The sequence below is a fragment of the Sinorhizobium alkalisoli genome (assembly GCF_008932245.1).
Lineage (GTDB): Bacteria > Pseudomonadota > Alphaproteobacteria > Rhizobiales > Rhizobiaceae > Sinorhizobium > Sinorhizobium alkalisoli.
In genome coordinates this window covers 1,301,578-1,317,990 of sequence record NZ_CP034910.1, presented here as the reverse complement: position 1 = coordinate 1,317,990, position 16,413 = coordinate 1,301,578, and the positions used below count along the sequence as shown (strand labels likewise).

12 protein-coding genes are annotated in these 16,413 nt (G+C 62.8%); 7 read left to right on the top strand and 5 right to left on the bottom strand.

The genetic code is table 11. The annotated features are described in order from the left end of the window. Positions 1 to 89 precede the first annotated feature (89 nt). On the top strand, positions 90 to 2,375 hold the full coding sequence (locus tag EKH55_RS23930; RefSeq protein WP_427915851.1) for a heavy metal translocating P-type ATPase: 2,286 nt from the start codon (positions 90 to 92) through the stop codon (positions 2,373 to 2,375). A 55-nt stretch (positions 2,376 to 2,430) separates the two neighbouring features. On the opposite strand, the gene EKH55_RS23925 is transcribed toward EKH55_RS23930, so the two are convergent. After that, positions 2,431 to 3,375 carry a 1-phosphofructokinase family hexose kinase gene (locus EKH55_RS23925; protein WP_151613430.1) on the bottom strand — a complete coding sequence of 315 codons (945 nt, stop codon included), beginning with the start codon at positions 3,373 to 3,375 and terminating at the stop codon, positions 2,431 to 2,433. Between the two features lie 9 nt (positions 3,376 to 3,384). Next, positions 3,385 to 4,044 carry a CBS domain-containing protein gene (locus tag EKH55_RS23920; RefSeq protein WP_151613429.1) on the bottom strand — a complete coding sequence of 220 codons (660 nt, stop codon included), beginning with the start codon at positions 4,042 to 4,044 and terminating at the stop codon, positions 3,385 to 3,387. Positions 4,045 to 4,153: 109 nt separating this feature from the next. Here EKH55_RS23920 and EKH55_RS23915 point away from each other — a divergent pair, with 109 nt between their 5' ends. Further along, positions 4,154 to 5,131, top strand: coding sequence for a ribose-phosphate diphosphokinase (locus EKH55_RS23915; protein WP_151613428.1), 978 nt, complete (start codon positions 4,154 to 4,156; stop codon positions 5,129 to 5,131). Here EKH55_RS23915 and EKH55_RS23910 read toward each other — a convergent pair. Both EKH55_RS23910 and EKH55_RS23905 read right to left on the bottom strand, forming a co-directional pair. Further along, a complete protein-coding gene (locus EKH55_RS23910; RefSeq protein ID WP_192803807.1) occupies positions 5,114 to 6,121 on the bottom strand; it encodes a hypothetical protein in 1,008 nt (335 codons plus the stop codon). The two genes, EKH55_RS23915 and EKH55_RS23910, sit on opposite strands and share 18 nt — an antisense overlap. Positions 6,122 to 6,174: 53 nt before the next feature. Next, positions 6,175 to 7,002, bottom strand: a complete 828-nt coding sequence (locus tag EKH55_RS23905; RefSeq protein ID WP_151613427.1) for a universal stress protein — start codon at positions 7,000 to 7,002, stop codon at positions 6,175 to 6,177. A 223-nt stretch (positions 7,003 to 7,225) separates the two neighbouring features. Here EKH55_RS23905 and groL point away from each other — a divergent pair, with 223 nt between their 5' ends. After that, on the top strand, positions 7,226 to 8,848 hold the full coding sequence (gene groL / locus EKH55_RS23900) for a chaperonin GroEL (RefSeq protein WP_151613426.1): 1,623 nt from the start codon (positions 7,226 to 7,228) through the stop codon (positions 8,846 to 8,848). A gap of 89 nt (positions 8,849 to 8,937) precedes the next feature. Here groL and ppsA read toward each other — a convergent pair whose 3' ends face one another. Then, on the bottom strand, positions 8,938 to 11,328 hold the full coding sequence (gene ppsA / locus EKH55_RS23895) for a phosphoenolpyruvate synthase (RefSeq protein ID WP_151613425.1): 2,391 nt from the start codon (positions 11,326 to 11,328) through the stop codon (positions 8,938 to 8,940). Between the two features lie 285 nt (positions 11,329 to 11,613). Between ppsA and EKH55_RS23890 the strand changes: the two genes are divergently transcribed. The 4 genes from EKH55_RS23890 to EKH55_RS23875 all read left to right on the top strand — a co-directional run bounded on the left by EKH55_RS23890 (position 11,614) and on the right by EKH55_RS23875 (position 16,413). Then, complete coding sequence (locus EKH55_RS23890) at positions 11,614 to 12,141, top strand: Hsp20/alpha crystallin family protein (protein ID WP_151613424.1); 528 nt, start codon at positions 11,614 to 11,616, stop codon at positions 12,139 to 12,141. Between the two features lie 130 nt (positions 12,142 to 12,271). Next, the gene (locus EKH55_RS23885; RefSeq protein WP_151613423.1) at positions 12,272 to 13,102 is read left to right on the top strand and encodes a universal stress protein; all 831 of its coding nucleotides are present in this window, start codon (positions 12,272 to 12,274) and stop codon (positions 13,100 to 13,102) included. Between the two features lie 223 nt (positions 13,103 to 13,325). Further along, positions 13,326 to 14,045 (top strand): ABC transporter ATP-binding protein, encoded by a 720-nt coding sequence (locus tag EKH55_RS23880; protein WP_192803806.1) that lies wholly within the window; start codon positions 13,326 to 13,328, stop codon positions 14,043 to 14,045. Between the two features lie 4 nt (positions 14,046 to 14,049). Continuing rightward, positions 14,050 to 16,413, top strand: a complete 2,364-nt coding sequence (locus tag EKH55_RS23875) for an ABC transporter permease (protein ID WP_151613421.1) — start codon at positions 14,050 to 14,052, stop codon at positions 16,411 to 16,413.

Here is a 16,413-nt window from a genome sequence, read left to right as displayed (position 1 = left end):
GTCAAGGCACCTCGCATATTCTTGTCCCCTGCAAAGGAGAAAACTTGAGGCCGAACCGCTTTTCCAAACTGATTTCGCAGGGAGAGGAATTGGGCAGGCGCCTTCTCCTCGCGCTGATTGCTTCGGCGCTGCTGACGGGCGGCGCCGCCTGGTTCGCCGGCCGGCCCGAGATCAGCACAGCCGCTTGGGCTGCGGGCACCGCAGTTGTGCTGGCGAGCCTCATCACCGAGATCGCGATCAGCCTCGGCAAAAGGGAATTCGGGCTCGACATCATCGCCGCACTCGCGATGGCGGGCGCGCTTCTCCTTGGAGAATACCTGACCGGCAGCATCGTCGCGCTGATGTTCACGGGCGGGCAGGCATTGGAGGAGTTTGCGCAGCGGCGGGCGCGGCGCGAGCTGACGGCGCTGCTTGATCGGGCGCCGCGCACCGCCATGCGCTTTGCGGAAGGGCAATGGGAGGAGGTACCCGTCGGAGCGCTGGCGGCCGGCAATTGCATCCTGGTGCGTGCAGGAGAAGTCGTGGCGGTGGACGGAAATGTGGAGGACGGCAATGTCGCCGTCATCGACGAGTCGGCTCTGACCGGAGAGGCCCTGCCAGTCCGCCGGCGGTCCGGCGAACCGGTGCTGAGCGGCACGACGAATGCCGGCGATGCCTTCCAAATGACTGCATCGCACACGGCAGCCGAGAGCACCTACGCCGCGATTGCAAGACTGGTCGAGGCGGCAAGGGCCGCCAAGGCACCGATGGCGCGTCTCGCGGACCGCTACGCACTCGTTTTTCTGGCCATCACGCTACTGCTTGCCGGCGGGGCCTGGGCCGTATCCGGGGAGGCGATCCGGGCGCTCGCCGTCCTCGTTGTCGCCACGCCCTGTCCGTTGATCCTTGCCGTGCCGGTGGCAATCATCTCGGGCGTGTCGCGCTGCGCCGGCAAAGGCGTGCTCGTCAAAGGTGGCGGCGCCCTGGAGATGCTGGCCAACACGAAAACGGTGCTTCTGGACAAGACGGGCACGATCACCGACGGCCGGGCCGGGCTGATCGATGCGAGATGCCGCGGCGACCTCGACCCGATCGAGGTGCTGCGCCTTGCAGCATCGCTGGACCAGGGTTCCCACCATGTCATCGCCCGGGCGCTCGTCGCGGCGGCGCGCGAACGCGGACTTGAACTTTCCACACCCTCCGCTTCCCGCGAGACGGCGGGAGCCGGAGTGACCGGCTGCGTAGAAGGTCACGAGATTGCCGTCGGAGGGTGGGACTTCGTGAGCGCGCGAGTCGAGGCGAGTGGCTTTTCTCGAGAGATCCGAGAATGGATCGCAAGAGACGGTTTCGTCGCCGTCCTCGTCGCCGTGGACAGGTCCTTGGCAGGCGCGTTCCTGTTGGCGGACGAGGTCAGGCCCGAGGCGGGCTCGGTACTCCGGCATTTACGCGAGGCTGGGGCCCGGCGTATCGTGCTCGCTACCGGCGATCGTGCGGAAATGGCCGAGATCCTCGCATCCTTCCTCCACGTCGACAGTGTGATGGCCGAATTGACCCCGGAGGACAAGACCCGGATCGTTGAGGCGGAAAAGGCCGCGGGGAGACCAGTCATGATGGTGGGCGACGGCGTGAACGACGCGCCGGCGCTCGCCGCCGCCGATATCGGGGTGGCGATGAGTGCGCGCGGCGCCGCCGCGTCCTCCGAAGCGGCCGACGTCGTCATTCTCGTGGACAGGCTCGACCGCCTCGTCAGCGCGATCCGGATCGCCCGGCGTTCGCACCGCATCGCCCTTCAGAGCGTCTATGCCGGCATGGGCCTGTCCATTGCCGGCATGATCGCCGCGGCACTCGGCTACCTGGCCCCGGTCCAAGGCGCACTCTTGCAGGAACTCATCGACGTGGTGGCGATCCTCAATGCATTGCGCGCCCTTGCAGGGCCGGTGCAGGGCTGGAGAAAGCGACCGCGACTGCCGCATGCGGAGCTCCTGCGCTTGGAAGAGGAGCATCGTGACTTGATCGACGTCGTGGACGAAATCCGCCACACGGCCGAACGCGTCGGGCACTTGCCGGGACCTGAATTCCGCCGGCAGCTTGCGGATCTGGACGTGTTGCTCAGGCAACGTCTCCTTCAGCACGAGCGGCAGGACGATGAAGAACTTTATCCGAAACTGCGTGGTAGCACGGACACGCCGGACGCGCTTGCGGGCATGAGTCGGACGCATATGGAGATGCGGCGGCGGGTACACAGCCTCGCTTCGCTTCGCAAGGCAGTCGGCGAGGATGGGCCAAGTCCCGCGCAACGCTACGAAATCCAGCGACTGCTCCACGGCCTCGAAGCGATCACGCGGCTGCATTTCGCCCAGGAGCAGGAAATCTATCGGATGCTCGAGGACGGTTGAGAGGAATGACCCCGCGGACGGTACAGACGACCGTTCGTCTTCGGATCGCAGGCGATCAAGAACGCCCTGCCTCGGCTTCGTAGATGGCGAACACATCGTCGCGCCTGCAAAGCTCGGTGCCGGGCGTCATCGCAGCGGCCGCACCCGCGGCCACCCCCAAGCGGAACGCATCTTCCATCGGTTTGCCCTGCATCAGGAACCAGACCACCGCCCCGACGAAGCTGTCGCCGGCCCCGACGGCGGATTGGACGACGACATGTTTCGAGGGTACGCGCAGGATTCCATTCGGACCGGCCAGCCAGGCACCCTCGCGACCCATGGTGACCGCGACATATTCGGCGGCGCCATTCTTGACCAGCGTCGCCGCCGCTTCGCCGACGCCGTGTTCGTTGAGACGGCGGCCGACCAGCGTCTCCAACTCGCCGATGCTCGGCTTCACCAGCAGAATGGGAGCCCTGCCCAAGGTCTCCCGCAAGGTCGATCCCGGACAATCCAACAGAACCTTGGCGCCGTTCGCAGCCGCCGCTTCGGCCATCCGCGCGTAGGTGTCTTCCGGCGCCCCCCGAGGCAGGCTGCCGCTCGCCACGACGAAGTCGCCGTTGAAGCGCTTGACGATCTCCAAGGCATTCGCAAGGTTCTCCTTCGATACTTCCGGCCCTTCGGGAACAAAGCGATACTCGAAGCCGCTCTCCTTCTCTTGCACCATAAAGGCAATTCTCGTGGATTCGGTGATCGGCACGACGTGCAGATCGATCGGCAGTTTCCTCAGCCAATCCTCGAGCATTGCACCCGTTGCGCCACCGGTTAGGATCAGGAGTTCGGGCCGCCCGCCGAGTTCGGCAATGACTCGCGCCACGTTCACGCCGCCACCGCCGGCCTGGCGGCGCTCGTTACGCGTCCGCATCTTGCGGGTCGGCTGCACGCGGTCGACCTCGCTCGAGACGTCGATGGTGGGGTTCAGTGCGATCGCCAGTGCAGACTTCGGTCTGGGTTCCGTCATCGAATGTCCTCAACTCGAAACAACGCGAAGCCTGTTCTTGACGCAACCGACCCCGCCGATCTTCTCGGCCACGACCCGGGCCGCCTCGCGCTTTGCCTCGCTCTCGACCTCGCCCCATAGGCAGACGATACCATCGTCGACGGTGACGTCTATGCTCTCGCGATCAAGTCCGAGATCACTCGTCAGCCGCGTGAACACCGCGCGCCGCTTCGCCTGGTCCCCGGTCGCCGCCACATCCGGAACGGATGTGGCCACCGCCCTCAGGATGTCGCTGCGGGTGACGATGCCGAGGATTTCGTCGCCCTGCATTACAGGGACACGGTTGACTTGATTGGCCGCCATGATGGCAGCGACGCGGTCAAGCGGCGTGTCGCCGTCGACCGTAACGAGTTTCCGCGTCATGACATCACCGACCTGCCAGCTGTGGCTCTTGATGAAACGCTCTGCCGAGGCATGCTGTTTTTCCGTCGAACTCTTCCACGCCGCCGGCCCCAGTTCGGCGCGCCGCAGGAGGTCACCCTCCGACAATACGCCAAGTAGCTGGCCTTCATCGTCTCGGACGAGCAGACCGCTAATGTGGTTTTCGAGCATAAGGCGCGCGGCATGGCTAACGCTGTGCTCGGGGCTTATACTGATAACGCCTCGGGTCATGAAATCCTTTGCCTGCATGATTTTGCAACTCCCGCACCAGATCGACGTTTCGCGGGATTCGACTGTGCCCACGCGCCTTTGACCACGGTCAAGGAACGCATTGGGCCTTTGTTTCATGGTGTTGCCCATGCGCATCTTTGCACTGAACGGAACGAGACCTCTCGGACAGGAAATCGCCGCGAACGCCGGGGTTGCCCTCGCTGCGCACGAAGAACGCGATTTCGAGGATGGCGAACACAAGGCGCGTCCGCTCGTCAGCGTGCGGGGCGAAGATGTCTTCATCATCCATGCGCTCAACGGCAACAGGGATGGTTCGGCCAATGACAAGCTCCTGAAGCTGCTTTTCTTCATTGCCGCCTGTCGCGAAAACGGCGCCTCGCGGGTTACCGCTGTCGTTCCCTACCTTGCCTATGCGCGCAAGGACCGGCAAACCAAGGCGCGTGATCCCGTGACCACGCGCTATGTGGCCGAGCTCTTCGAGGCCGTCGGCACCGATCAGTTAGTGGCATTCGACGTGCACAATGTCGTGGCCTTTCAAAACGCTTTCCGCTCCCGCACCATACATCTGAGCGCCAAGGGCGTGTTCGCGTCACGCATTGCGCAAAAGACTTCCGATGGGCCGGTTGCGATTTTCTCTCCAGACAGCGGCGGCGTTAAGCGCGCGCAACTGCTGAAGGACGCGTACGAGCGCGTCTCCGGAAAAGCCGCGCTGTTCGGCCTGCTTGAAAAACGGCGCAGCCGAGGCATTGTTTCCGGCGAACTCTTTGCCGGAGAGGTCGAGAACGCGACCGTCTTCATCGTGGATGATATGATCAGCACCGGCGGAACGATGTTGAGGGCTGCTGAAGCGTGTCGGCAGCGGGGTGCCAAGGCCGTTTACGCGGTTGTGACGCACGGGCTCTTCGGCAAGGGCGCCGAAGCGGCGCTGGCGCATCCCGCAATCGAACGAACCATCGTGACCGATTCCGTGGCTCCCTTCCCGCTTGAGAGGGACCTCCTTCACTCCTCTGTCGAGGTAATCCCGAGCGCTCCGCTTTTTGCCGAGGCCATCCGCCGGCTCGCCGACGGCGGATCGATTGCCGCACTCCTAGGCGACGACGAGTGACATGCGTTGCCTGGCGGCATTGAGGTAGGCGAGCGCCAATGGGCGCCACTTCTCGGCTTCGCGTACCGGGTGCTCCAGCAAGTGAACAAGGCAAAGCCTTGCCCTCAGCAAGGCACGAAATCCGCCGTACAAGGCGATCAGGCGATCGTCCGGCCGATCGCCCAGCACTTTGTCAAGCGCGGACAGAAGCAGCGGCGTGATCCAAGCGGCTCCCAGCACCTCGCATTCGAGCCCCAGGTAGCTCATCTCGTCGTAAGGATCGATGATCCGCATAGCGCGATTGAACTCGAGACAGTCGATGACCTGGGGTGGGTCGATGAGGCAGACATGCTCCGGTCTGAGGTCCCCATGCCCTTCTACGATCCGACCTTGCGCTATGCGCGCCTCTATCAGGCTGCGCATGTCACTGAGCCCCGCTCCGACCCATCCGATCAATGCATCGATTCCGGCGGTCGCCAGGTCGAATTCCGGGCGCAGGAGCGTCTCCCGGTTTATCTCATGTTCTTCGAGTAGATGTCGGATATACGCCGGGCCGTCGGCGATCTCCGGCGTGCTGTCACTATAGAAGCGGGCAAGTCGGTCACCGATGCCGGCAATCTCGTCGGGCGCAATCCGGCTCGCCCCAATGCGGGCGTCCAGCATCTCGTCGGTCGGTAGCCGCCGCATCTCGACGAGCCAATCGGCAATCCGCTCGGCCGGCTTGAATGTCAGATAGCCGTCTTCGCTGCAGTAAAGCGGTCTGACGGCAAGATAGGTATCGCGGGCCAGTCGCCGGTTCAGCCGGAGTTCCTCGTTACAATAGAATTCTCGTGCTGCGATCGTGCTGAAATCCAGATAGGCTCGCTTTACTGGCTTTTTCAGCTTCAGCACCCAGCGATCGGCGATGAAAACCCAGGACATATGGGTTTCCTTCGTCATGATCCTGCCCGGAGGGTCGAAATAGGACGCCGGGTCGGCGAGGAATTGCACTTTGGCACCCAGTGCCGTCATCGCTCCAGTCCTGCTTGCCATGGCTCAACGCTCGGCACGCCGCCATCGGCATCTCAAGCCGACATGAGGCGATTCAGAGTTCCTTCCTTGAGCAGCGAACGGGTCACGCCTCCCAATAGCCACTCGCGAAACCTGGTGTGTCCATAGGCTCCGGATACGATGAGATCCGCCCCATTCTGCCTGGAAATGTCCGCCAAGGCCTCGCCATCCTGGCGATCGCCGGGGCTGAAGACATCCGCACGGGCTCTCGCTCCGTGGTTGACCAAGTATCGGACAACATCGCCGGCACTGGCCATCGCCAGATCCTGCTCGCGGTCGGCAATCGTGGCAACAAGGACTTCGCGCGCATGGACGAGGAATGGCATCGCATCCACGACTGCGCGTCTCGCCTCGCGGGCATCCTTCCACGCGACGACGACGCTGTTGGCCCGTAATGGTTCGAGATCGTCCCGCGGGATGAGAACCGGCCGGCCGGCGGAGTGAACCAGCTCACCGAGATCGACGGCGTCGCGGCCGTCGCATTCGCCGCTTCCAAGGCCCAGCCCGGCAATGACGAGATCCGCCGCCCGTGCGGCGATGGCCAGTTCCCGGGTCGGATCGCCCACCACGGTGCGGAGTGAGCCGCCGCCTTCCCGCTCACTGTCGGCCTCGAATTCAGCCTTGAGCGCCACCAGCCGCCGTTCGATCTCCCTTGTCTCGAGGCGAAGGAACTCGTCGTCCAAGATCACGCCCGGTGGCGGTGCGGTGATCGGATGGATATCGCCCGCGGCGAAGCCGATCAGATTCGCGTCGAAGCGCGAGGCGAGCTCACGGGCGAACTTCAACTGCCGTGCTGCGCCGTCATGGATGCCAAGGTGTACCAGTATTGTGTTGTAGATCATCGCAGTGACCTCAATTCTTCGTCACTCGCGAGAATAAGTCATCGACCGCGCCACCTGCCTTGACCGGGGTCAAGGTTTCGGACGAGTCGACCGCATGCCGGTTTGACGCGCGTCAAAGCGCCGTTTTCACGCTGCGTTAAAAACATTACAGCGCCGTGCGCATCGAGCCTTCTGAAAATCGAGGACGATTTTCGGTGCGCCATAGCCAACGGAGTGTGGGAACATGGCTCACAAGCAAGTGCTTTTCCATTCTGCGGCCCGAGAGAAGATCTTGAGGGGCACCACGCAACTGGCGGATGCGGTACGCGTCACGCTCGGCCCCCGCTCGAAGGCCGTCCTGATCGAAAGAAAGTGGGGAACCCCGATCGTCTGCAATGACGGCGTGACCATTGCGAAGGAGTTCGATCTCAAGGATCCGGAAGAAAATCTTGGGGCGCGGATGCTGCGGCAGGCAGCGGAAAAGACTGGGGAAATCGTTGGCGACGGGACGACCACGTCGACCATCCTCGCTCAGGCGATCTTCGCCGATGGGCTGCGAAACGTCGTCGCCGGCGCGAGCGCCATCGACATCAAGCACGGACTCGACCGGGCCCTGAAACGTGCCATCGCCGAACTGAAGAAGAATTCGCGTCCCGTCTCGGAAAAGCGCGAGAAGGAACAGGTCGCGACGATCTCCGCCCATAATGACACGCAGATCGGCGCGCTCATCGGCGAGGCCCTGGAAAAGGTCGGAGACGAGGGCGTGATCAGCGTCGAGGAATCGAAGTCGACCGAGACCGTTCTCGAGGTGGTCGAGGGCATGCAGTTCGATCGCGGTTACATCTCACCCTATTTCGTCACCGACGCCGAGCGAATGGAGGTCGTGCTCGAAGGAGCGGCGGTCCTCCTGTTCGACCGAAAGATCAACTCCCTCAAGGACTGCGTGCAATTGCTGGAGGCCGTCGCGAAATCCGGAACACCGCTGCTGATCATCGCCGAAGATGTCGAGACGGAAGCGCTGGCGACGCTCATCGTCAACCAGATGCGCGGAACGCTCAGGAATTGCGCGGTCAAGGCGCCGGGCTTCGGAGACCGCCGCAAGGCGCTGCTGCAGGACATCGCCATTCTCACGGGCGGTCAGCTCATCTCCGAGGAGCTGGGCATAACTCTCGAAACCGTCGCTTTCGAGCAGCTCGGCCGCGCCGAGCGAGTCGTCGTCACGAAAGAGACTACGACGATCATCGGCGGGGCCGGAGACAAGAAGGCGATCAGTGCGCGCACCGAGCAAATACGGCGAGAAATAGTGACGACGACCAGCAGCTACGATCGCGAGAAGCTCGAAGAGCGACTGGCCAAGCTTTCAGGCGGCGTTGCCGTGATCAAGGTGGGGGCTGCGACCGAAGCGGAGCTGAAGTCGAAGAAGGAGGCGCTCGACGATGCGATCAGCGCGACCAAGGCCGCCGTGGCCGAAGGCATTCTGCCCGGTGGGGGACTTGCCCTGCTACGCTGCATCCAGGCTGTCGAGGAAGAAGAAGAGGCCTGCGAGGGAGACGAGCGCACAGGCGTCCAGATCCTCAGGCGGGCGCTGGAGCTGCCAGCCCGGCAGATCGCCGAAAACTCGTCGACCGACGGTGGTGTAGTGGTCGCCAAGATGCTGGAGGGAAAAGGCAATTTCGGTTTTGACGCGAGTCGGAAAGTCTATGTCGACCTGGTCTCCGCGGGTATCATCGATCCCACGAAGGTCATCCGCGTTGCGCTCGAAAACGCCGTTTCCGTTGCGAGCGTGCTGTTGCTGACCGAGGCAACGATGACAGAAATCCCCGAAGCGCCGAAGGAAGGCTTGTCCGAGGCCGCAATGCAGGTGTAGTCCTTGCTCCAACAGCCTTCAAAGGAAATAGGCTACGCCGACTCGGCACGGGCGTCGACGTTGTCATGCTGGCTTTTGCCGGATGGGCGTTACCCGCCCGCTGTCTTCCTCGCCTTCTCCGCCGCTGCCACGGCCACCTTCACCGCGACGAAGCTGTCGGGCGTGACGGACACGGAGTCGATGCCGCATTCGACCAGGAAAGCCGCGAAGTCGGGGTGGTCGCTCGGCGCCTGACCGCACAGACCGATCTTCGCCCCGGCCTGTCTGGCCTCGGTGATGACCTTGGCAATCATCCATTTCACCGCCTCATCCTGCTCATTGAAGGAGGGGGCGAGATCTGCGGAGTCGCGATCGACCCCCAGCGTCAGTTGCGTCAGATCGTTGGAGCCGATCGAAAAGCCGTCGAAAGACCTTGCGAAGGCGCTCGCCAACACGACATTGGAGGGTATCTCGCACATGACATAGACCTCCAGGCCGTCGGCGCCCCGCACGAGCCCGTTTTCAGCCATGACGGCAAGCACCTTTTCCGCCTCGGCCACCGAGCGACAGAACGGGATCATGACGACGACGTTTCGGAAACCCATCGTCTCGCGCAGCCGCTTGATCGCCCGGCACTCGAGCGCGAAGCCGTCGCGGTATTTCGGCGAGTAGTAGCGCGATGCGCCGCGAAAGCCGATCATCGGATTTTCTTCCTGCGGCTCGAACTCCGCCCCACCGCATAGGCCGGCATATTCGTTGGTCTTGAAATCGCTCATACGGACGATAATCGGATGCGGGTAGGCGACAGCGGCGAGCCGTGCGAGCCCTTGTGCGAGTTGGTCGACGAAATAGTCGGTCCTCTCCGGATAGCCCGCTGTCAAAGCGGTAATCCTCTCCCGCGCCTGTCGGTCTTTGAGGCGGTCGAAGTGCACGAGCGCCATCGGGTGGATCTGGATCGCATTGCTGATCACGAACTCCATTCGTGCCAAACCGATCCCGTCGGCCGGGAGCCTCCACCAGCGGGAGGCGGATTGGGGATCGGCAAGGTTCAGCATCACCTTGGTTCGCGTCTCAGGAATGTCCGCGAGACTGATCGTCTCCGCCTTGAACTCGGCACGTCCCTCATAGATGAAGCCCTCGTCACCCTCCGCGCAGGAAACCGTCACGACGACACCGGAGCGCAATGCCTCCATCGCATTTCCCGACCCGACGATTGCCGGGACGCCGAGCTCGCGGCTGACGATTGCCGCATGGGAGGTGCGGCCTCCATGATCGGTGACGATAGCCGAAGCGCGCTTCATGACCGGCACCCAATCGGGATCCGTGGTCGTGGTCACCAGTATGGCGCCATCGACGAACTTGCCGATGTCTTCCGGGCGGTCGATCAGGCACACAGGCCCTGCCGCAATGGCATTGCCGATCGCCAGTCCCTTTGCCAGAAGGCGTCCCTTCTTGCCGAGATGGTAGGTCGGGAGCAGTCCGGCGGCGGCTCTCGCCTGCACCGTTTCTGGCCGCGCCTGCACGATGTATATTCGGTTGTTACCGCCGTCCTTTGCCCATTCGATATCCATTGGGCAGCCATAATGCTCCTCGATCGCCAACGCCCAGCGCGCGAGCGTCAAGATCTCCTCGTCGCTCAAGACAAGGCTCGCCTGTTCGTCTGCCGACGTCGCAACGCCGCGCGTCGGCGCGCCGGTGTCGCCATAGATGAGTTTGCCGGCCTTGGTACCGCGTCTCTTCTGGAGGATAGGCGCAAGTGCCGCATCGGTGAGTAGCGGCTTGAAGACGCGATATTCGTCAGGATCGACGACGCCCTTGACGACATATTCGCCGAGCCCCCAGGCGGCGTTGATCAGCACGACCTTGTCGAAGCCGGTCTCGGTCTCGATCGAGAACATGACGCCGGCGCCACCAAGATCGGAACGAACCATCTGCTGGACGCCCACGGACAAAGCAACTTTCATGTGGTCGAAGCCGTTCGTCTTGCGGTAGCTGATGGCGCGATCGGTAAAGAGCGAAGCGAAGCAGCGCCGGCAGCCGTCCATCAGGGCCTCCTCGCCGACGACGTTCAGAAAGCTCTCCTGCTGCCCGGCAAAGCTTGCCGTCGGGAGATCCTCCGCAGTAGCGCTCGAACGAACAGCAACAGAAGCGTCCCCGAAGTCGAGCTTTCGCGAGAGTTCGCGGTAGGCGGCGATGATCTCCTTTTCGATGTCGATGGGCCAGCGCCCGCCAACGATGGCCTTGCGGATCGCAGCACCCGTTTCGGCAAGCGACGCCTTGCCGCTTTCCCAATCTTGTAGCCAGGCGACGATTGGCTCCCGCAGGCCGTTTGCATCGATGAAGCGCCAATAGGCCTCGGCAGTCGTCGCAAAGCCCGTCGGCACCTCTATGCCGCGCGAAGACAAGGCGGTAATCATCTCTCCGAGGGAGGCGTTCTTGCCGCCGACCTTGGCGACGTCGTGTCGTTGCACATTCTCGAACCAAATGATTGCAGCGCCCATCGGTCTCTCCCGCAGTTGACCGATAACACCTTAGTCCGGCTGGGCAGGTGCGACGTTGATGCCCATCAAAGTGAAGGTATCTCTCAGGGGGCGACACCGGCTGTCAGCCGGGTGGGCCAAAGGCGAGCATCCATGCGGGGTTTGACGCCGATCAATGAGCCAAGCCACGGACGGCGTTTAAATCGCCCTAGCTGGCAGGCGTGGAACGCATGGCGCCGTGGCCAGTCTGGCTTGGCGTTCTCATCGGAACCGCGGCCGAAACCAACACTCCATGGAGGACCAGTCATGGCTGAGAAAGCAACGAAACTCCCCGTCAAGACGGAAGAGAAAGCAGTCAAGCGAGGCGCAGAATCCTGGGTTCCATTTGAAAGCCTTCGCTCCGAAATCGACCGCCTGTTCGACGAGTTCGCCCCGTCGCTCTGGCGCCGCCCCTTCGGGTCCGCGCTGATGCAGCGGATGCCGCGCATATCGGAATGGGCTATGGCCCCGGCTGTCGACGTCGCGGAGACGGAGAAGGCTTACGAGATCACCGCCGAATTGCCCGGCATCGAGGAGAAGGACATCGAGGTAAAGATCTCGAACAGGAGCCTCACGATCAAGGGTGAGAAGCAGGAGACGAAGGAAGAGAAGGGCAAGGAGTACTTCCTTTCCGAGCGCCGTTATGGATCGTTTCAGCGCACCTTCCAAGTGCCAGAGGGCGTCGACGCCGACAAGATTGAGGCAGCCTTCGCAAAGGGGGTGCTGACAATCACCCTGCCGAAAACCGAGGACGCGCAAAAGAAGGAGCGCAAGGTCGCGGTGAAGGCCGCCTAGCGCAAAGGGTTACAGCGACCGTTACGCGTCTGAAAGGACGTGCGGCGCTGTCGTGCAACAGTCACGTTTCCGGCGGCGAGACACAGTCTCGCAGACGCGTCTCGCCGCCGCCTGAAGGAGGAGCGAACTCATGTCTGTCAGGACGATACTCGCTGTCGTCGGCGCCTCGCACGGCGACGAGGACGTTCGGATTGCCGCCGATCTGTGCGCTCAGGCAGACGCGCACCTGAGCATTCTCGTCGCTTCCTGGGCGCCGGAGCCGATGGGGCGTTATCCGACCATGACCCCGGGATGGGTGGAACAACGAGATCGAAGTGTGCAGGCGCTCAAGGAAAGCGTCGAGCGGGCACGCCAACTGCTCGGCCGACGTGAGATCTCCTACGACGTCGACAGCGTCTATTCGGAAGTGGCTGCCGCGGACTACGACATTGGCGAACGCTCGATCTACTGCGATCTCCTCCTGGTTGGCCCGAATGCCTTTGCCGATCCCGATTTGAAGCGACAGGTTATAGGCGGCGGGCTGCTCCAGTCCGGTCGCCCGCTCTTGTTGATTCCGCCTGACACAGAACCGACGCTGCAGCCGAAGACCGTGCTGCTGGCGTGGGATTCGCGGGCGCAGTCCGCGCGCGCCGCGCGGGAAGCGCTGGAGATGATGACAAAAGCCGATTCCGTTCGCGTCACGATGGTCGATCCGACGGCATCGCTCAGGGGGAGCGGCGATGAACCCGGTGCGGATGTCGCCACCTATCTCGCCCGGCACGGTATCAAGGTGACGGTCGATACATTGCCGAGCGGCGGAAAGTCCGTGGCGCAGGTTCTCCAGCAACACGCGGTCGACGTGTCCGCCGATATCATCGTGATGGGCGCCTACGGCCACTCCCGAATGCGTGAATTCATCTTCGGCGGCGTAACCCGATCGATGCTCGACAAAACGAAGCTCCCCGTCTTGATGGCGCGGTGAACGCCGGAGGAACCAAAGAATTCTGTCATATCTCCCATTTCGGAGATAGAGCGCTATCTCCCTGCAAGACGCCCGGAAGCAATTTCGCGCATTACAGCTCCGCACGTCCAATAGACGTGCAAAGGCTGTCACCGTAGCACTTTGAATTGCTGCACGTCTTTGTCCTTGAACGATTTATCGAGACATGCAGTCGTCGCAACGCCTTGTCACACAGGGAGAACCGGTGGAAAACGAGACATCGGCCTTGGCCCTTGAGGCGCGCGATCTCATCAAGATCTATCGCATGGGAGCGGTGGAGGTCCATGCATTGCGGGGCGTCGACGTCAAGCTCCGCGAAAGCGAGCTGGTGGTACTGCTGGGACCGTCAGGAAGCGGCAAATCGACCCTCCTCAACATTCTCGGCGGTCTCGATACGCCGACCAGCGGTACGGTCATGTTCCGCGACCGCGTGCTCTCGCTCGGCAGCGAGCGCGCGATGAATCTCTACCGGCGCAACCATGTCGGTTTCGTCTTCCAGTTCTACAATCTAATTCCGAGCCTGACCGCGCGCGAAAATGTCTCGCTGGTGACCGAGATCGCCAGAGATCCGATGCCTCCTGGCGACGCGCTGGCCATGGTCGGCCTCTCCGACCGGATGGATCATTTTCCCGCACAGCTCTCCGGCGGCGAGCAGCAACGGGTCGCCATCGCCCGCGCCATCGCCAAGCGACCCGACCTGCTGCTTTGCGACGAGCCCACGGGCGCTCTCGACAGCAAGACGGGAATTCTCGTGCTCGATGCGATACTCAGGATCAATCGGGAGCTCGGAACAACCACCGCGCTCATCACCCACAATGCTGTGATTGCGGAGATTGCCAATCGCGTGCTCTACTTCGCGGACGGGCGCATCGTCGAGACGCGGCGAAACACCGTTCAGCGCGCGCCAGCCGAACTCTCCTGGTAGCATCATGAGCAGTCTCGACCGAAAACTCCTCCGTGGCCTTTGGCAGTTAAAGGCTCAGGTCGTGGCGATCGCTCTGGTGATCGCTTCAGGCACGGCGTTGCTCATCATGGCGCTGACCACCATTGAAGCGCTCGAAGAGACCACCACCGCCTATTACGAGCGGACCCGCTTCGCCGACGTCTTCGCCCGGGCGAAACGCGCTCCCGAGTATCTCGGACGCGATATCGCCGAAATGCCAGGCGTGCGGCTGGCCGAAACGCGTATCGTCGATGGCGCCATCCTCGACATGCCCGGCTATTCCGAGCCGGTCGTCGCCCAACTGATTTCGCTCCCCGAACGCGGGCCGCAGCTCCTGAACGCGCTGGTGATCCGCTCCGGACGTCTGGTCGACCCGAACCGGTCGGACGAGGTGGTCGTCAGCGAGCCCTTCGCCGATGCGCATGGATTAAAGCCCGGCGACACTTTCGACGCGATCCTCAGAGGAAACAAACGCAGGCTCCAGGTGGTCGGGACTGCGCTGAGCCCGGAATTCGTCTACGCCATCGCCCCGGGAGGGCTCATGCCGGACGACGAGCGTTTCGGCGTTTTATGGATGGGGAGAGATGCGCTGGCGGCCGCCTTCGACCTCCAATCTGCGTTCAACAGCGTGACCGTGAGCCTTCTGCCGGGCGCGGACCCCAGGGACGTCATCCGGCGTCTCGACAACCTGTTGGCTCCCTTCGGCGGCACCGGAGCTTACGACCGTGCCGACCAGACTTCGAACTGGTTCCTCCAGAGCGAGATCGCTCAACAGAAGAACATGTCGAAGATCATGCCGACCATCTTCCTTGCGGTCGCTGCCTTCCTGACGAACATGGTGATGGCACGTCTGATCGAGACCGAACGCCGGGAAATCGGTCTCCTGAAGGCCTTCGGCTACGGCAATCTGGCGATTGGCTGGCATTTCGCCAAGATGGTCCTCGCCATCGGAGCGCTCGGCATCCTGATCGGCTCCATGCTCGGCGCCTGGCTCGGCCATTGGAATACCGAGCTCTATACGCAGTTCTACCGCTTTCCCTTCCTTCTCTATCGGCCAGGCCCCGACGGTTTCGTGATCGCCGGTGCGATCAGCCTTGCCGCCGCGCTGGCAGGCAGCCTTTTCGCTGTGCGTCGCGCCGTGCGCCTGCCGCCGGCAGAGGCAATGCTGCCACCCTCCCCGCCGATCTATCGGCGCAGCTGGGCCTCGCGAACTGCGCTGGCGGGTGCCTTGGACGAACCGTCGCGGATGATCCTGCGGCGCATCATCCGCTGGCCGGTGCGGGCATTCCTGGCAAGCCTCGGCCTCGCCATGTCCATCTCCGTGTTGATCATGGCGCTGCAATGGGTGGACGCCATCGACTCCCTCGTCGAAACCGTCTTCGAACGCGGGCAGCATCAGGACGCATCCGTAGCCTTTAGCGACCTGCAGCCGATCGACACGGTCAGGGGCTTCGAGGACCTGCCCGGAGTGCTGGCTGCAGAGCCTTACCGGTATGTTTCGACGCGCATCGCTCACGGGCACCTCATCGAACGACAAGGCATTATCGGCGTGCCGCAGGGCGCCATCCTGAGCCCGGTTTTCGACAACGAGCGCGGCCGCATCGAGATCCCGCCCGATGGGCTCATTTTCTCGCGCAAGCTTGCCGAACTCCTCGAGGTCGAAACCGGCGACACCGTCGCCGTTGAAATGCTGCAAGGGCATCAGCGGCGCGTGAACCTGCCGGTGGTGCAGATTTTCGATACCTATATCGGCACGCCCGTGTATATGGACATGGCCGCACTCAACCGGCTGGCCGGTGACGGTCGGGTCGTCAGCGGGCTGCACATCCGTGTCGATGCGCCAGACCGCGCGGCCCTGCTGACGCGGCTGAAGGATATCCCCAATGTCGCGGCGGTTCTCTTCCGGCAGGCCGCCATCGACACCTTCTACAAGACCATGGGCGAAACCATCTTCATCTTCATCGGCTTCTTCGTCGCCTTTTCGCTGACGCTCTCCGTCGGCGTCACCTATAATTCGATCCGCATCGCACTTTCCGAGCGGGCGCGAGAGCTTGCGACGCTCCGCGTTCTTGGCTTCAGCCGCTGGGAGATTTCCTACATTCTTCTTGGCGAGGTCGGCATCCTGACCTGGATATCCATCCCGCTCGGCGGTGTCATCGGCTTCAGTCTGGCATGGTACATGACGAGCGCCTTCGAGACGGAACTTTATCGCGTTCCGCTCGTGCTTCGTGACGCCACCTATGGCAAGGCCGCTCTGATCGCGCTCGCGGCCGCGCTGACCTGCGCCGCTATCGTGCGCCGCCGGCTCGACCGCCTGGACCTGATAGCGGTGCTGAAAACGAGGGAGTAG